This is a genomic window from uncultured Roseobacter sp., assembly GCF_947495275.1.
Lineage (GTDB): Bacteria > Pseudomonadota > Alphaproteobacteria > Rhodobacterales > Rhodobacteraceae > Roseobacter.
The window spans coordinates 13,436-25,242 of sequence record NZ_CANLYL010000018.1 but is presented as its reverse complement, the minus strand read 5'-3'; the positions used below and the strand labels follow the sequence as shown (position 1 = coordinate 25,242).

The 11,807-nt window shown below is 57.3% G+C and carries 15 protein-coding genes; 9 read left to right on the top strand and 6 right to left on the bottom strand.

Translation table 11 applies throughout. The features are described from left to right. Positions 1 to 67: 67 nt before the first annotated feature. From Q0802_RS22330 to Q0802_RS22310, 5 genes are all read right to left on the bottom strand, one after another. Entirely contained in the window at positions 68 to 1,642 is a 1,575-nt protein-coding gene (locus Q0802_RS22330) for a DUF4157 domain-containing protein (RefSeq protein WP_298922116.1), read from the bottom strand. Positions 1,643 to 1,857: 215 nt separating this feature from the next. After that, the gene (locus Q0802_RS22325) at positions 1,858 to 3,117 is read right to left on the bottom strand and encodes an NAD(P)/FAD-dependent oxidoreductase (RefSeq protein WP_298922115.1); all 1,260 of its coding nucleotides are present in this window, start codon (positions 3,115 to 3,117) and stop codon (positions 1,858 to 1,860) included. Positions 3,118 to 3,140: 23 nt separating this feature from the next. Continuing rightward, on the bottom strand, positions 3,141 to 3,485 hold the full coding sequence (locus Q0802_RS22320) for a hypothetical protein (RefSeq protein ID WP_298922114.1): 345 nt from the start codon (positions 3,483 to 3,485) through the stop codon (positions 3,141 to 3,143). Beyond that, complete coding sequence (gene soxZ, locus Q0802_RS22315) at positions 3,482 to 3,811, bottom strand: thiosulfate oxidation carrier complex protein SoxZ (RefSeq protein ID WP_298922113.1); 330 nt, start codon at positions 3,809 to 3,811, stop codon at positions 3,482 to 3,484. The genes Q0802_RS22320 and soxZ overlap by 4 nt, the downstream gene beginning before the upstream one ends. 18 nt (positions 3,812 to 3,829) lie before the next feature. Then, positions 3,830 to 4,255: a thiosulfate oxidation carrier protein SoxY gene (locus Q0802_RS22310; protein WP_298922112.1), complete on the bottom strand. Its 426-nt coding sequence runs from the start codon at positions 4,253 to 4,255 to the stop codon at positions 3,830 to 3,832. Positions 4,256 to 4,433: 178 nt separating this feature from the next. On the opposite strand from Q0802_RS22310, the gene Q0802_RS22305 reads away from it, so the two are divergent. Together Q0802_RS22305 and Q0802_RS22300 are read left to right on the top strand one after the other, a co-directional pair. Further along, the gene (locus Q0802_RS22305) at positions 4,434 to 5,153 is read left to right on the top strand and encodes an ABC transporter ATP-binding protein (RefSeq protein WP_298922110.1); all 720 of its coding nucleotides are present in this window, start codon (positions 4,434 to 4,436) and stop codon (positions 5,151 to 5,153) included. After that, entirely contained in the window at positions 5,150 to 5,941 is a 792-nt protein-coding gene (locus tag Q0802_RS22300) for an ABC transporter permease (RefSeq protein WP_298922108.1), read from the top strand. The genes Q0802_RS22305 and Q0802_RS22300 overlap by 4 nt, the downstream gene beginning before the upstream one ends. Positions 5,942 to 5,949: 8 nt before the next feature. Here Q0802_RS22300 and Q0802_RS22295 read toward each other — a convergent pair whose 3' ends face one another. Then, positions 5,950 to 6,153, bottom strand: a complete 204-nt coding sequence (locus Q0802_RS22295) for a hypothetical protein (RefSeq protein WP_298922107.1) — start codon at positions 6,151 to 6,153, stop codon at positions 5,950 to 5,952. Between the two features lie 113 nt (positions 6,154 to 6,266). On the opposite strand from Q0802_RS22295, the gene Q0802_RS22290 reads away from it, so the two are divergent. From Q0802_RS22290 to pqqE, 7 genes are all read left to right on the top strand, one after another. Then, positions 6,267 to 7,865, top strand: a complete 1,599-nt coding sequence (locus tag Q0802_RS22290) for a HAMP domain-containing sensor histidine kinase (RefSeq protein ID WP_298922106.1) — start codon at positions 6,267 to 6,269, stop codon at positions 7,863 to 7,865. A 4-nt stretch (positions 7,866 to 7,869) separates the two neighbouring features. Continuing rightward, positions 7,870 to 8,553: a response regulator transcription factor gene (locus tag Q0802_RS22285; RefSeq protein ID WP_298922105.1), complete on the top strand. Its 684-nt coding sequence runs from the start codon at positions 7,870 to 7,872 to the stop codon at positions 8,551 to 8,553. A 108-nt stretch (positions 8,554 to 8,661) separates the two neighbouring features. After that, positions 8,662 to 8,760, top strand: coding sequence for a pyrroloquinoline quinone precursor peptide PqqA (gene pqqA / locus Q0802_RS22280; protein WP_298922104.1), 99 nt, complete (start codon positions 8,662 to 8,664; stop codon positions 8,758 to 8,760). A gap of 24 nt (positions 8,761 to 8,784) precedes the next feature. Further along, positions 8,785 to 9,681 (top strand): pyrroloquinoline quinone biosynthesis protein PqqB, encoded by an 897-nt coding sequence (pqqB, locus tag Q0802_RS22275; protein WP_298922103.1) that lies wholly within the window; start codon positions 8,785 to 8,787, stop codon positions 9,679 to 9,681. After that, the gene (gene pqqC, locus Q0802_RS22270) at positions 9,678 to 10,427 is read left to right on the top strand and encodes a pyrroloquinoline-quinone synthase PqqC (protein ID WP_298922102.1); all 750 of its coding nucleotides are present in this window, start codon (positions 9,678 to 9,680) and stop codon (positions 10,425 to 10,427) included. The genes pqqB and pqqC overlap by 4 nt, the downstream gene beginning before the upstream one ends. Further along, positions 10,427 to 10,702, top strand: coding sequence for a pyrroloquinoline quinone biosynthesis peptide chaperone PqqD (gene pqqD / locus Q0802_RS22265; RefSeq protein ID WP_298922143.1), 276 nt, complete (start codon positions 10,427 to 10,429; stop codon positions 10,700 to 10,702). The genes pqqC and pqqD overlap by 1 nt, the downstream gene beginning before the upstream one ends. Continuing rightward, entirely contained in the window at positions 10,699 to 11,805 is a 1,107-nt protein-coding gene (gene pqqE, locus Q0802_RS22260) for a pyrroloquinoline quinone biosynthesis protein PqqE (RefSeq protein WP_298922100.1), read from the top strand. Before pqqD ends, pqqE begins: the two co-directional genes overlap by 4 nt. Positions 11,806 to 11,807 lie beyond the last annotated feature (2 nt).

Below are 11,807 nucleotides of genomic sequence, written 5' to 3'. Positions count from 1 at the left end.
GCCTTTTCCGGGCCGTCATGGAGAGAACATCCGGCCAGGCGCTGCACGTGGTCCAGTGGCATTTTTCTCAGTCTGTCCCCGTGGGCTCGGCGGTCGATTCAGTTGACGGCCCCAATGTTTCCGGCGTTGGCACAACCACCGCCTCAGGCTGGGCATCAGCCTGATTGTTGGGCGCTTTGGAGCTGGGGGCATCAGCGGCCTCCCCGGCCTGAATGCCCGTCCGGAAAGCTTTCGACCCACCAACCACAGCGCTCGCGCCAGCGCCCAGGAACTCTGACAGTGAGCTTGCATCCATGCCCGAGATCATCAGGGCAAAGGCTTCAACCGCATGGGCCGCAGTGGCGAACATCATCAGCCCTTTGCGCAACAGCGGCCAATTCGTTTCCTCTCCCATGCAATTCGCGAGGAAGGTCGCCAATGACCGCAACGACTTGGCGATACCAAAGACAATCAGCGGCAGCTGTTTGAAGCCCTCTATATGGGCGGCCCCAACCAGCGCACCCGCCGCTTCCAGACCCCGTAGCACATCGACGACTTTCGCCTTGGTTCCCTTGTTCTCAGGTTTGACTTCGATGGCCATCAAAACGCCACGCGCGAATTTGACGCCACCAACGATCATCCCCATGATCGCCGGAACTGCCCCCACACCACCTGACAACACACCTGCCGCAAGAGCCACGCCAAATGTCAACGCACCTTCCAATGCGACAAGACCGCCTTTGACCCGGTCAAGTGTCTTGCTCGACAACTTGGGCCACTGAAAGAGCTGCAGGATATCGCCCGCAGCCTTGTATTGCGTCACCAACGTGCGGTCTCCGATCGAGACCGCCCCATGGGGTGCCTGTTTGCACTGCAAGGTGGTCTGCCAGTTGGCGTAGGCCGCATTTGACATTGAACTGATGCCCATGCCGTCCAGCGCCCGTTGAACAGGTAACTGCTGTCCGGCAAAGGGTTGCTTTCCACGTCCGGCAGACAACAACTGGAATAAGCCGCGTGTGGGCGACCAAAAGGTCGTTTCATGCGCGCGTCGTTGATAAGCGGTGCCTGAGGATGCGGCACTGCCCATCATGCCCGCGCGCCCGGAAATTGCCTTGGCCTGTGCAGGCGCAGACATCGCCTTGGCGCCCATTTCATCCGCTTCTTTTTCGAGGCCTGCGTCATCATTGATCTGCACACCCGTCGCCTTGAGTTGCCGGGTCGGCTTGACGCGACCCTGCGCCTGCTGAACAACGTGCCAGGCTTCATGGGGCAAGTGTTTTTCCTGCCCGGGGCCAAGATGAATTGCGCTGCCCTGCGCGTAGGCATGGGCACCAACTTTGGTGGGTTCAGCGGAATTGTAGTGCACCTGAACACCGCTCATATCCACGCCCGACAAAGCCTCGATCCCGCCACGCAGCTGATCCGGCAGACCGCTGCCGCCGCCCGCATCCTCCTGTGGTTTTTTCTGAATAGCTTCTCTGCCTGACCATTGGGCCAACTGACTCACAACAGCACTTTGATCTGCTCTCTGCTGCAAGGTCGCCAATGCGGAATTCGCCGAAGGCTCTCTGGTCCAGTCGCGCGGTTCGGCGGCCGAAGCGCTCTTGGCACTTGCAGCATCTGAGGGCTGCACACCGCGTTCGGACGACAAAATTCGAGCCATTGGGTTCTCCTTATGGTGGTACCCTAGCACCCTCATCCAGCTACGTCATTTGATCTTTGGTTAACAAATCGCTAAATCGGTGCGGGCGCATGCACCTACCGTGGAACGGCTTAAAGTCTTGATCTTAATTGGTATCCGGCATGTAAAACATCCGAAACGCAACCTTTCGGGAACATCCCTTCACGCAAGCGTCACGACCTGGTTCCGCGCTCATCTCAGCTGAACATGTCTTGCGTAATACTGCTGTACCAGGCCTCAGATTCTTCATAGGTCTGCCTGCGCAAATCGGCCGTCTCGCCCGGTTGCGAGATGAAACCGTCAACGCGCGCGATCTTCTCAGGCGTTGCTTCATAGGTCGCGCCCACCTTGACGCCGTCATTTTCGGCAATCAAAGACCAGCAGGTGTTTGTGTAACGCGCCGGGAAAACCTTTGATCCGGTCAAGGCACCACGCACGGCATTTGCGCACACCTTCGCTTGCGAGTTTGCCGAGAACCCGGACTTCGGCATATCGCCCTGTTGGCTGGCATCCCCCAGAACATAAATGTCAGCGTTGGACTTGGAAGACATGTCCGCTGCATTGACGGGTGCCCAGTTGCCTTCCGTCGCGCCTGCCATCTCGGCAATTCGGCCCGCCTTCATCGCTGGAATGACATTGCAAACGTCCACCGACGTAGTTTCACCGTCGATCGTCAGCTCCATGTTTTCGGGATCAACTGAAACCGTACCGCCGCCGAAATCTTCGCCGATCCAGTCGATCATTCCGGGGTAGTGCACCGCCCAGCCTTCCTCGAAGAGTGCCATCTTCGAGAATTTGGGTTTGGGGTCGGCCACGATGATCTTGGCCGTGGGATTATGGGATTTCAGCACATGCGCCACCATCGACACCCGTTCATAGGGTCCCGGTGGACAACGATATGGATTGGGAGGCGCAACCATTGCAAAGGTCCCGCCCGGAGGCATTGCCATGACCTGAGCCCGCAGGAGCTCGGTCTGCGACCCGGCCTTGTAGGCATGAGGCATCCGGTTTTGCGCAGAAATATCCCATCCTGGCACCGCGCCATCCACGTAATCAATGCCAGGGCTGAGGATGAGTTTATCATAGGGCAGTATGGCTCCCCCCGCGAGAGTGACAGCTCTGGTGTCCGGGTTCACATCTATCGCCCAGTCGTGGATCACATTGATGCCGTGCCGGGCAGCCAATGACCCGTAGCTGTGGCCGATATCTTCAATTTCCTTGAAACCGCCGAGATAAAGGTTGGAAAAGAAACAACTGAAGTAGACGCGCGAAGGTTCAACCAATGTGACGTCAACGGCACCTTTGCTGTCTTGCGCGATATAGCGCGCTGCGGTGGCCCCTCCGGCGCCGCCGCCGATCACGACAACCCTGGGTTTCCCATGCCCGTCAGCCAGAACATGCGGGGCCGCAAGTGCCGCAGCACCTGCGCCGATTAATTTCCGTCTGCTCAGTGTCATCTGTTCCCTCCCCGATGGGTGCCTCAATCAGCGCCCTTGAAATATGCGGCCAGCGCCCTCATCTCCTCGCGGCCAAGGCGCGCCGTTATGGTCTGCATGACCGGGTTGACGCGCGTGCCTGATCGGTATTCCTCAAGCAAACCGATGAAATCTTCAGGCCTCCGCCCGGTAATTGATGGAATCTCGGTAGCCCCTGAATTTTGTGTATGGCAAGCCACACATTCCGTCGCCAGATACGCGCCATATTCCACATCCCCAGCGTCAACGTCGTCTTCCGGATCGTTTTGCCCAGACGCCGTTCCCGCAACACAGACAATGGTCGCAAGCGCCAGATGGGCCGCACGGCCCGAAGCCGCGAAAAACATCATGTCACCGCAATTTCCCTGCTGGCCGTGTAGATGGACCCATCGTCGTCATGCCAAGCGAAAGAAAAGACACCAGATCTTGGTACGCACACCGAAAATTCAAAGAATGGATTGTTTGAAATGCCGGGTCCCGTTTCAACATCGACAACTGTTTCACCCTCAAAACTGCATGTGAAACGGTGAATGATCGACCGGGGAATGGTTTGCCCAAGAGCATCCACCCTCTGGCCGCTCTCCATTTGATGGGTGATCAGCGTCTTGATCGTGATCACCTCCCCCACCTTCGCGGTCGCGGGCAGTTTCACGCGAGATTTGACCCCGTTGGCCATGGTTATTCCTTCATTCCATCACGCACCGCACCCGCCAACGATGACCTCAACCTGACGCGACGCCCGAAGGATGGCACCGCCGGGCATGCGTGCCAGCGCCATGATCTCCTGGCTGCGGGCCAGACGAACGCGGGTTGAGAAGCGACGGTCTGCCGCCAGAGTACCGAACTGCACCATAGCCAAAGGTGGAACGGGATTTTTCGGCGCGATGATCAGCAACGCCTCTGCCCCTTCGGCCGCAACTTCAATCGGGACTTTGAAACCATCCTCGGCCACGTCGGGCAGCATCAGCGTAACCTCGCCCGGCACAATATCAGCGCCATTTGCAAAAGCGTGGATCGCGTCCTGCGCGTCTATTTCCTGCCCCAGTGACGGCAAAGGCAAACCCAAACCAATGAGAGTCGCACTGCCGGACATCAGCATATCACGTCTTGCATAAAGCATCTGATCAGTCCTGCGAAGTCGCCCGACGCTACGCCATCGCGCCACTTTCGCGCAATGAAAACTTCGTGAGCGTGGCCCTTCATATCCTAAGACTTTAGGATGAGGCCAGCATGCTGCCGCTTGTCGCTGGCGTCGTTTGCAGGCAACCTCGCGGCAAGGCTTTTCAAAGGACGCATGTATGGCGGGTGGATTGTCCGTAACGGGGCTAAGCTTCAACTATGGCGCCAAACTGGCGCTGAATAATGTATCGATGGACATCGCACCGGGGACATTCTGCGCGTTGTTGGGCCCAAATGGCGCTGGTAAATCGACTTTGGTTGCCTTGCTGACCCGGCTGCTGGTCCCGCCAAGAGGCGAAATCTCGATCGCGGGCGAGGACCTGCGCATCAGCCCGCGCAAGGCCTTGGGTAAACTCGGCGTGGTTTTCCAGCAGCCAACCGTTGATCTCAGCCTGTCGGTTCGGCAAAACCTGTCCTACTTTGCCGCTCTCCACGGATTGGCAAGAACAGAGGTACCCGGTCGCATAGACAAGGCACTTGATCGCCTTGAGATGCGCGAGCGAGCTGATGAAAAAGCAGGCGCACTAAATGGCGGCCACCGTCGGCGGATGGAATTGGCGCGCGCCCTCCTGCACGACCCCGAAGTGCTGCTGCTCGACGAGCCCACTGTTGGTCTGGACGCCGCTGCGCGCGCGGCAATCACAGAGCATGTCCATCATCTGGCGGATCAGGGCCTTTGTGTGCTCTGGACCACGCACCTGACCGATGAAGTGCGAGACAATGACCAACTTCTTGTGCTGCATCAGGGCGAGATTCTGGCTACCGGCCCTTGCGGGGAAATCAGGGGCGACACCCCTCTTAAGGACTGGTTTCTCTCACAAACGGAGAAGGCAGCATGACCGGGTTCTGGGGTGTCGCCCGTGCGATTGTCGGCCGCGAATTCCTGCGCTTCGTTCATCAGCGAGAAAGGTTTCTCGCGGCCCTTGTCCGCCCCCTCGTCTGGCTGTTGATTTTCGCCGCCGGATTTCGCGCAGCTCTGGGTTTGTCGATCATCCCGCCCTATCAAACCTACATCACCTACGAGACCTATATCGTGCCGGGCCTTTGCGCCATGGTGTTGCTTTTCAATGGGATGCAAAGCTCGTTGAGCCTTGTCTATGATCGTGAAATGGGATCAATGCGGCTGCTGCTTACCAGCCCGTTTCCTCGCTGGTGGCTGCTCTTTTGCCGCTTGTTTGGCTCCACCGCAATTTCAATCCTGCAGGTCTACACGTTTCTCGCGATTGCCGCCCTGTTCGAGATCACCATGCCGCCCTGGGGGTACGGCACCGTTCTGCCAAGCCTGATCTTTGGCGGGATGATGCTGGGCGCACTTGGGCTTGTCATGTCGAGTTTCATCCGGCAGCTAGAAAACTTCGCCGGTGTGATGAACTTTGTCATCTTCCCGATGTTTTTCATGTCATCGGCCCTCTATCCGCTTTGGAAGATGGCAGAAAGCTCACCGCTATTGCGCGATATTTGTGCGGTCAACCCTTTCACGCACGTGGTCGAATTCATCCGCTTTTCGCTCTATCTCCAGCTGAACCTGCCCGCGTTGGGGTGGGTTCTTGGCTGGACGATTTTCTTTGGCCTCGCGGCCATGTGGGGCTATGACCCCGCGCGCGGCCTCATGCAGCGGAAAACGTGATGACCCGTTTAGGCGTCTCTCTCCGCAAAGGAAATCGCTTTGCAGCGCCAGCTCTTTATCTGCTGGTTCGGGTGGCTCGTTACCCATTTCGCCAACTCGGGTTGCGCACCCATCATGCATTGCATGGGGGTGACATCGGTAAACATGAGACTGCGTTCCTGACATTCATCAGGTGCTGTCGTCATGCATGCAATAAAAAGAAGCTCGATCATGGTTCTGCCCGTCCTGTTTTGCCTGTTTTTGAACGTTTGCGGCTCAAACATAGACTAAAGTCGGTAAACCTCAGATTAACGATCCGCTATGCGCGACCTGCCGGAGCCGGGTCATGACGCCTCCAGCATCCCCCTCCTTGTCGTTGAAAACACGTCTTGGCGCGGGCGCTGCCGTTCTCGGCGCAGGGACGTTTATGACAGCGCTTATACTCTATCTCGGTCTGAACGCGGTGGCGGACCGGTTGGATACGGCGCTGGCGTCGGAAAACCGCATGGCACGATATGCCACGTTATCCCAACAAGCTGCGACGTTCCTTGTTGTTTCGACCGAAATGGTTCAAACAAATCAACCTACGGAGGTGCGCCGGGATAGAATTTCTTCTATAACCAATCAACTGTCTGACACTTTTAAAGTCTTACATGAAGATACTGAAGCTGCCGTTGCCGCTGCGCGCTCTTTGGGGTTGGATGCTCAATCACGCTATGGCACCCAGTCACTTGGTCTTGCGCGCATGCAGGCAATGCTTGCCAACACGGTCGATGGGTTGCGGGCGGAATCTGATGACGCGGCCTCCCTCAGAGCCTACATCGACAGTTTCGCAGCCAGTTTTGACCCTTTGCTCAGCCAGGCTGTAAACACCGAAATCCTGTTTCGAAATGGCATCCTGACCGGCATTGAAGACCTGCGAAAAAAATTGGTGCTTCTGGCACTGGTCATCGCAGGGTTGGCGGTTTTTCTGGTTGCCGGCTTCTATTTCGGCCTTGTGCGGCCTCAGTTTGCCCGGCTTGATCAGCTGCGCGCCGCCGCAAACCGGATACGTAAAGAAGACTTTACTGTGAAGTTACCGGTGACCCGCATGGATGAAATCGGGCGGCTGGCAGAGGAAACCAACAACATGGCCGCCGCGTTGTCCGATCGGCAAACGCGCCTCCAACAGGAGTGGGCTCAACTGACACAGACCATAGAAAGCCAAACCCGGGATTTGCGCGCGGCCAACGCAAAGCTGGAAGAGATCGACGAAAACCGTCGCCGCCTCTTTGCAGATGTCAGTCATGAGCTACGCACGCCATTGACGGTCATTCTCATGGAAGCTCAGATCGGGCGCAAGGCCTCGCCCGAAGCGGCAACGGCCTTTGACACCATTGAAACTCGCGCTGCGCGGCTGAACCGACGCATCGATGATCTTTTGCGGATCGCGCAATCGGACAGCGGGCAACTAAAGCTTGATCTGCAAGAGATCGAATTTAGGCAATTGATCGACGGCGTCGTCGCGGAAATCGAGGCAGAGATCGACAATGCTGGCATGGAGTTGGAAGTATCGCGCTGCCCGAAATCCACGCTGAATTGTGATCAGAACTGGATCAGGCAGGTGCTGGTGAGTTTGATCCGCAATGCGATCCGCCATGCGCGACTTGGACGAAAGATCAAACTGGCTGGCGAACAAGAGGCGGATCATCTGGCGATCAGCGTGATCGACAATGGGCCGGGCATAGAACCGGATGAGCAGGCCGGGCTCTTTGACCGCTTCAGCCAAGGGGCGCATCCCGGGACAACACAAGGATTTGGCGTCGGGCTCGCCCTCGCCCGTTGGGTTGTCGAGGAGCATAAGGGACAGATTTCGGTGATCAGCCCCGTCCCCCGCAGATGCGCTCTGGCAGAAGCACCGGGCACAGAAGTCCGTGTATGTCTGCCAAGATTGGTGGAGTCATAAGCCCATGAACCCGCGCCTTTTGATTATTGACGACGATCCGCAAATTACCTCCGCGCTGGCTCGCGGCCTTGCCCTCAACGGATATGACGCGCAAACCGAGAACCGGGCTGATCGGGCGCTACACTATCTGAGCACGGAAGAATACGCGGGCGCCATTGTGGACGTCATGCTGGGCGCGGATAGTGGCATTGATCTTGTGCGCAAAGCCCGTGCCGCCGGGGTCAAAATGCCAATTGTGATGTTATCCGCATTGTCAGACGTTGAACACCGCGCGGCAGGTTTAGAGGCGGGCGCGGATGACTACATCGTCAAACCCTTCCACTTTGATGAGCTTGTAGCCCGCCTGCGGGTTCAGGAGCATCGGGCGCTGGCACAAAATCCGCCTCCCGCGCATATGTCGACAAAAACGAAGACCTTGCAACTTGACGAAAAATCCATCGCTCTGACCGACCGCGAATTTTCACTGTTGGCGCTCCTTGTGCAACACCCAGAGACACCCCTGGCGCGAAAAACGATATTTGACGCGCTCTGGGCGGTCGAAGGGTCCGGTAACGAAAATGTGGTCGATGTCTACATCGGGTACTTACGAAAGAAGCTGAACCAGTATGATTTTGGATTTGAAATCAAAACGTTAAGAAATGAAGGGTTTTGTCTGAACGGGCAAATTCCGGAATTGCGAGACGAGTGATACAGACCAAAGTCTAGGCATTTCTTAAAAAATAAGAGTCGCGCCGGGTGCACAGCTCTGGCAATCTTTGCTGCAAGGCAAGACTGCCTCAGCTGAAAGGAGACAACTATGGCTTGGACAAAACCTGTCATCCGTGAAATCGAATGCGGTATGGAAATCAACATGTATGGCCCTGACCGCGAAGACGAGCGCGAAGACCTGCTCTAAAATTCTTGCGCGCGGAGGGTGCAAATGTCTTTCCGCGCTCAAATTCTTGGGGCTGCCGCCGGTGGTGGCCTGCCCCAATGGAATTGCGGTTGTGAGAACTGCAATCTTGCCCGTAGCGGGCTTATTCCCTCGCAGACGCAATCATCGCTGGCCGTCAGCGCGAACGGTCGTTCATGGGCAATTCTGAACGCTTCGCCGGACATTCGCCTGCAACTCGCCGACACGCCCGCACTGCACCCTACAGATTTGCGCGAACTTCCCTTGGCATCCGTTCTGGTTACCAATGGCGATATTGATCACGTCGCCGGATTGCTCACACTCCGCGAAATGCAGCCGTTCACCCTTTTTGCGACAGCAGGCATTCACGACGTTTTGTCAGACAATCCCATGTTCGATGCCCTGAATGCGGATGTTGTGAAACGCAGCACCATCGCGTTGGATACGCCGTTCGAGCTTGCGGCGGATTTGACGGCCACGCTTTTCGCGGTACCGGGCAAGGTGCCGCTCTATCTGGAAGGAGAAACCGTGCAGACCGACCTGCTCGGAGATCAGACCGTTGGCGTCGCATTGCAGGCGGGGCAAACGCAAGCCTACTATATCCCCGGCTGCGCGGTGTTGAACGACGATTTGCGCGGTCGGCTTGAGGGCGCTGATATGGTCTTTTTCGACGGAACCCTCTGGCAAGATGATGAGATGGTGCTTGCAGGATTGGGCAAAAAGACCGGGAAACGTATGGGGCATATGTCAATGAGTGGTCCGGATGGGTCGATTGAGGCTTTCGTCGGCATGGACATTGCGCGCAAAATCTACGTTCATATGAATAACACCAATCCGGTGCTGCGACCGGGGTCAGCCGAAAAAGCGCAAGCCGAAGCAGCCGGGTGGATCATCGGACAAGACGGAATGGAGATCACCACATGACCCAGGACCGCGATGCATTTGAACACAGGCTGAGACAGATCGGGGCAGAACGTTATCATGATCTGCACCCCTTCCACGACCGTTTGCATGGCGGAGCATGCACGCCGGATCAGGTGCGGGCCTGGGTGATCAACCGCTACTACTACCAGCATTCCATTCCGATGAAGGACGCGGCGTTCATGTCCCGCGTGGAAGATCCCGCCCTGCGTCGTCAGTGGCGCAGCCGGATCGAAGATCACGACGGAACCGAGGGCAACGAAGGCGGCATTCGACGATGGTTGCGCCTCGCAGAAGCGGTCGGGCTGGATCCCGATTATGTGGCCTCGTGCAAAGGTGTGCTGCCCGGCACGAAATTTGCGGTCGACGCTTACGTCCGGTTCGTACGCGAAAAATCTCTTCTGGAAGCGGTCGCGGCCTCCCTCACCGAGCTTTTCGCCCCCAAGATACATGCCAACCGCATTCAGGGGCTCTTGAAAAATTACGATTTCGCGGATGACAGCTCGCTCTCCTATTTCAAAAACCGTCTCAAGGAGGCCCCCAAAGACGTTGCCTTTGGTCTCGCCTGGGTTCTTGATCATGCGGATTCGGCTGAGAAACAGGATGCCGCTGCCGCCGCTCTCATCTTCAAGACCGATGTGCTCTGGTCACAGCTGGACGCCCTTTGGGGTGCCTATGTCGAACCTGCGCGTATCCCCCCGGGCGCCTGGCACCCCGGTACCGGCGTGACCTTGAGGAGGGCATCGTGATGGAAAACGGAGATGTTCCCGCATTACCTCGCGGCGTGCGCTTGCACTTCGACGCTGTGCGCGACACATGGGTGCTATTGGCACCGGAACGCGCGGTTACATTGGACGGGATCGGCCATGCGATCCTGAACGTGGTCGATGGTACCCGAAGCTTTGGTGATATAACCCAGTTGCTGGCGGAAAAGTTCAATGCGCCGGTCGATCAAATTGCACAAGACAGCGCGGGGTTTCTCGATGCGCTGCGCAATCGCCGGTTTCTGGACGTGAAGGCATGACGGCTCCGCCCCCCATCGCCATGCTGGCCGAATTGACGCACCGTTGTCCGCTGTCTTGCCCCTATTGCTCCAATCCAGTGGAAATGGCACGTCTCGATCAGGAACTAGACACCGAAACATGGGCGCGCGTGTTTCGCGAAGCGGCCGAGCTTGGTGTGTTGCAGTTGCACCTTTCAGGCGGCGAACCCGCATCTCGCCGTGATCTGGAAACGCTTGTCAAAGCGGCGCGCGACGCGGGGCTCTACACCAACCTGATCACCTCGGGGATTGGTCTTACTGAAAAGCGGCTTGCCGCACTGGATGCCGCCGGGCTCGACCATGTGCAATTGTCGCTCCAGGGAACAAACCCGGAAATGGCAGACGAGATTGGCGGCTACAAAGGGGGCTTCCAACGCAAGATGCAAGTTGCGGAATGGATCGGGAAGATTGGATTTCCGCTGACCCTGAATGCGGTTTTGCATCGGCGAAACCTGCATCAGTTGCCGCGCGCGCTGGAAATGGCGGTGGAAATGGGGGCCAGACGCATCGAAGTCGCGACGGTTCAGTTCCATGGCTGGGCGTTGAAAAACCGCGATGCCTTCATGCCAACCCGTGAACAGGCGGCCGAGGCCACAAGGATTGTCGTCGAGGCCCGCAAGGCGCTCAAAGGAACCTTGGTCGTTGACTATGTGCCCGCCGACTATCACGATGACTATCCGAAAAAATGCATGGGGGGATGGGGGACCTCTGGCTTGAATGTTGCGCCAGATGGTTTGGTCCTGCCGTGTCACGCCGCACAAACCATTACCCATCTTGAATTCGAACGCGTGCAGGACAAACCTCTCGCTGAAATCTGGTACGAAGGGGCTGCATTCAATGCCTATCGTGGCACCGAGTGGATGGCTGATCCCTGCAAAACTTGCGAACGCAAAACGCTCGATTTTGGAGGGTGTCGTTGTCAGGCCATGGCAATTCTGGGGGATGCATCAGCGACCGACCCTGTTTGCGTCAAGTCTCCGCATCACGGAGCCCTACAGGCGCAGGCCAATACCCATGCCGCTCAAACCGACGCACCACTCGTTTATCGCAGCCAACCCAAAAAACTCGCTGAAACAGTAGATTAGGG

Bases quoted from the DNA above. Each gene is read 5' to 3' on its own strand.
- soxZ (WP_298922113.1), bottom strand. From the start codon at position 3,811: ATGGCCAACGGGGTCAAATCTCGCGTGAAACTGCCCGCGACCGCGAAG.
- pqqD (WP_298922143.1), top strand. From the start codon at position 10,427: ATGGAAAACGGAGATGTTCCCGCATTACCTCGCGGCGTGCGCTTGCAC.
- Q0802_RS22305 (WP_298922110.1), top strand. From the start codon at position 4,434: ATGGCGGGTGGATTGTCCGTAACGGGGCTAAGCTTCAACTATGGCGCC.
- Q0802_RS22310 (WP_298922112.1), bottom strand. From the start codon at position 4,255: ATGCTTTATGCAAGACGTGATATGCTGATGTCCGGCAGTGCGACTCTC.
- Q0802_RS22290 (WP_298922106.1), top strand. From the start codon at position 6,267: ATGACGCCTCCAGCATCCCCCTCCTTGTCGTTGAAAACACGTCTTGGC.
- Q0802_RS22300 (WP_298922108.1), top strand. From the start codon at position 5,150: ATGACCGGGTTCTGGGGTGTCGCCCGTGCGATTGTCGGCCGCGAATTC.
- Q0802_RS22320 (WP_298922114.1), bottom strand. From the start codon at position 3,485: ATGATGTTTTTCGCGGCTTCGGGCCGTGCGGCCCATCTGGCGCTTGCG.
- pqqA (WP_298922104.1), top strand. From the start codon at position 8,662: ATGGCTTGGACAAAACCTGTCATCCGTGAAATCGAATGCGGTATGGAA.
- Q0802_RS22285 (WP_298922105.1), top strand. From the start codon at position 7,870: ATGAACCCGCGCCTTTTGATTATTGACGACGATCCGCAAATTACCTCC.
- Q0802_RS22295 (WP_298922107.1), bottom strand. From the start codon at position 6,153: ATGATCGAGCTTCTTTTTATTGCATGCATGACGACAGCACCTGATGAA.
- pqqE (WP_298922100.1), top strand. From the start codon at position 10,699: ATGACGGCTCCGCCCCCCATCGCCATGCTGGCCGAATTGACGCACCGT.
- pqqC (WP_298922102.1), top strand. From the start codon at position 9,678: ATGACCCAGGACCGCGATGCATTTGAACACAGGCTGAGACAGATCGGG.
- Q0802_RS22325 (WP_298922115.1), bottom strand. From the start codon at position 3,117: ATGACACTGAGCAGACGGAAATTAATCGGCGCAGGTGCTGCGGCACTT.
- pqqB (WP_298922103.1), top strand. From the start codon at position 8,785: ATGTCTTTCCGCGCTCAAATTCTTGGGGCTGCCGCCGGTGGTGGCCTG.
- Q0802_RS22330 (WP_298922116.1), bottom strand. From the start codon at position 1,642: ATGGCTCGAATTTTGTCGTCCGAACGCGGTGTGCAGCCCTCAGATGCT.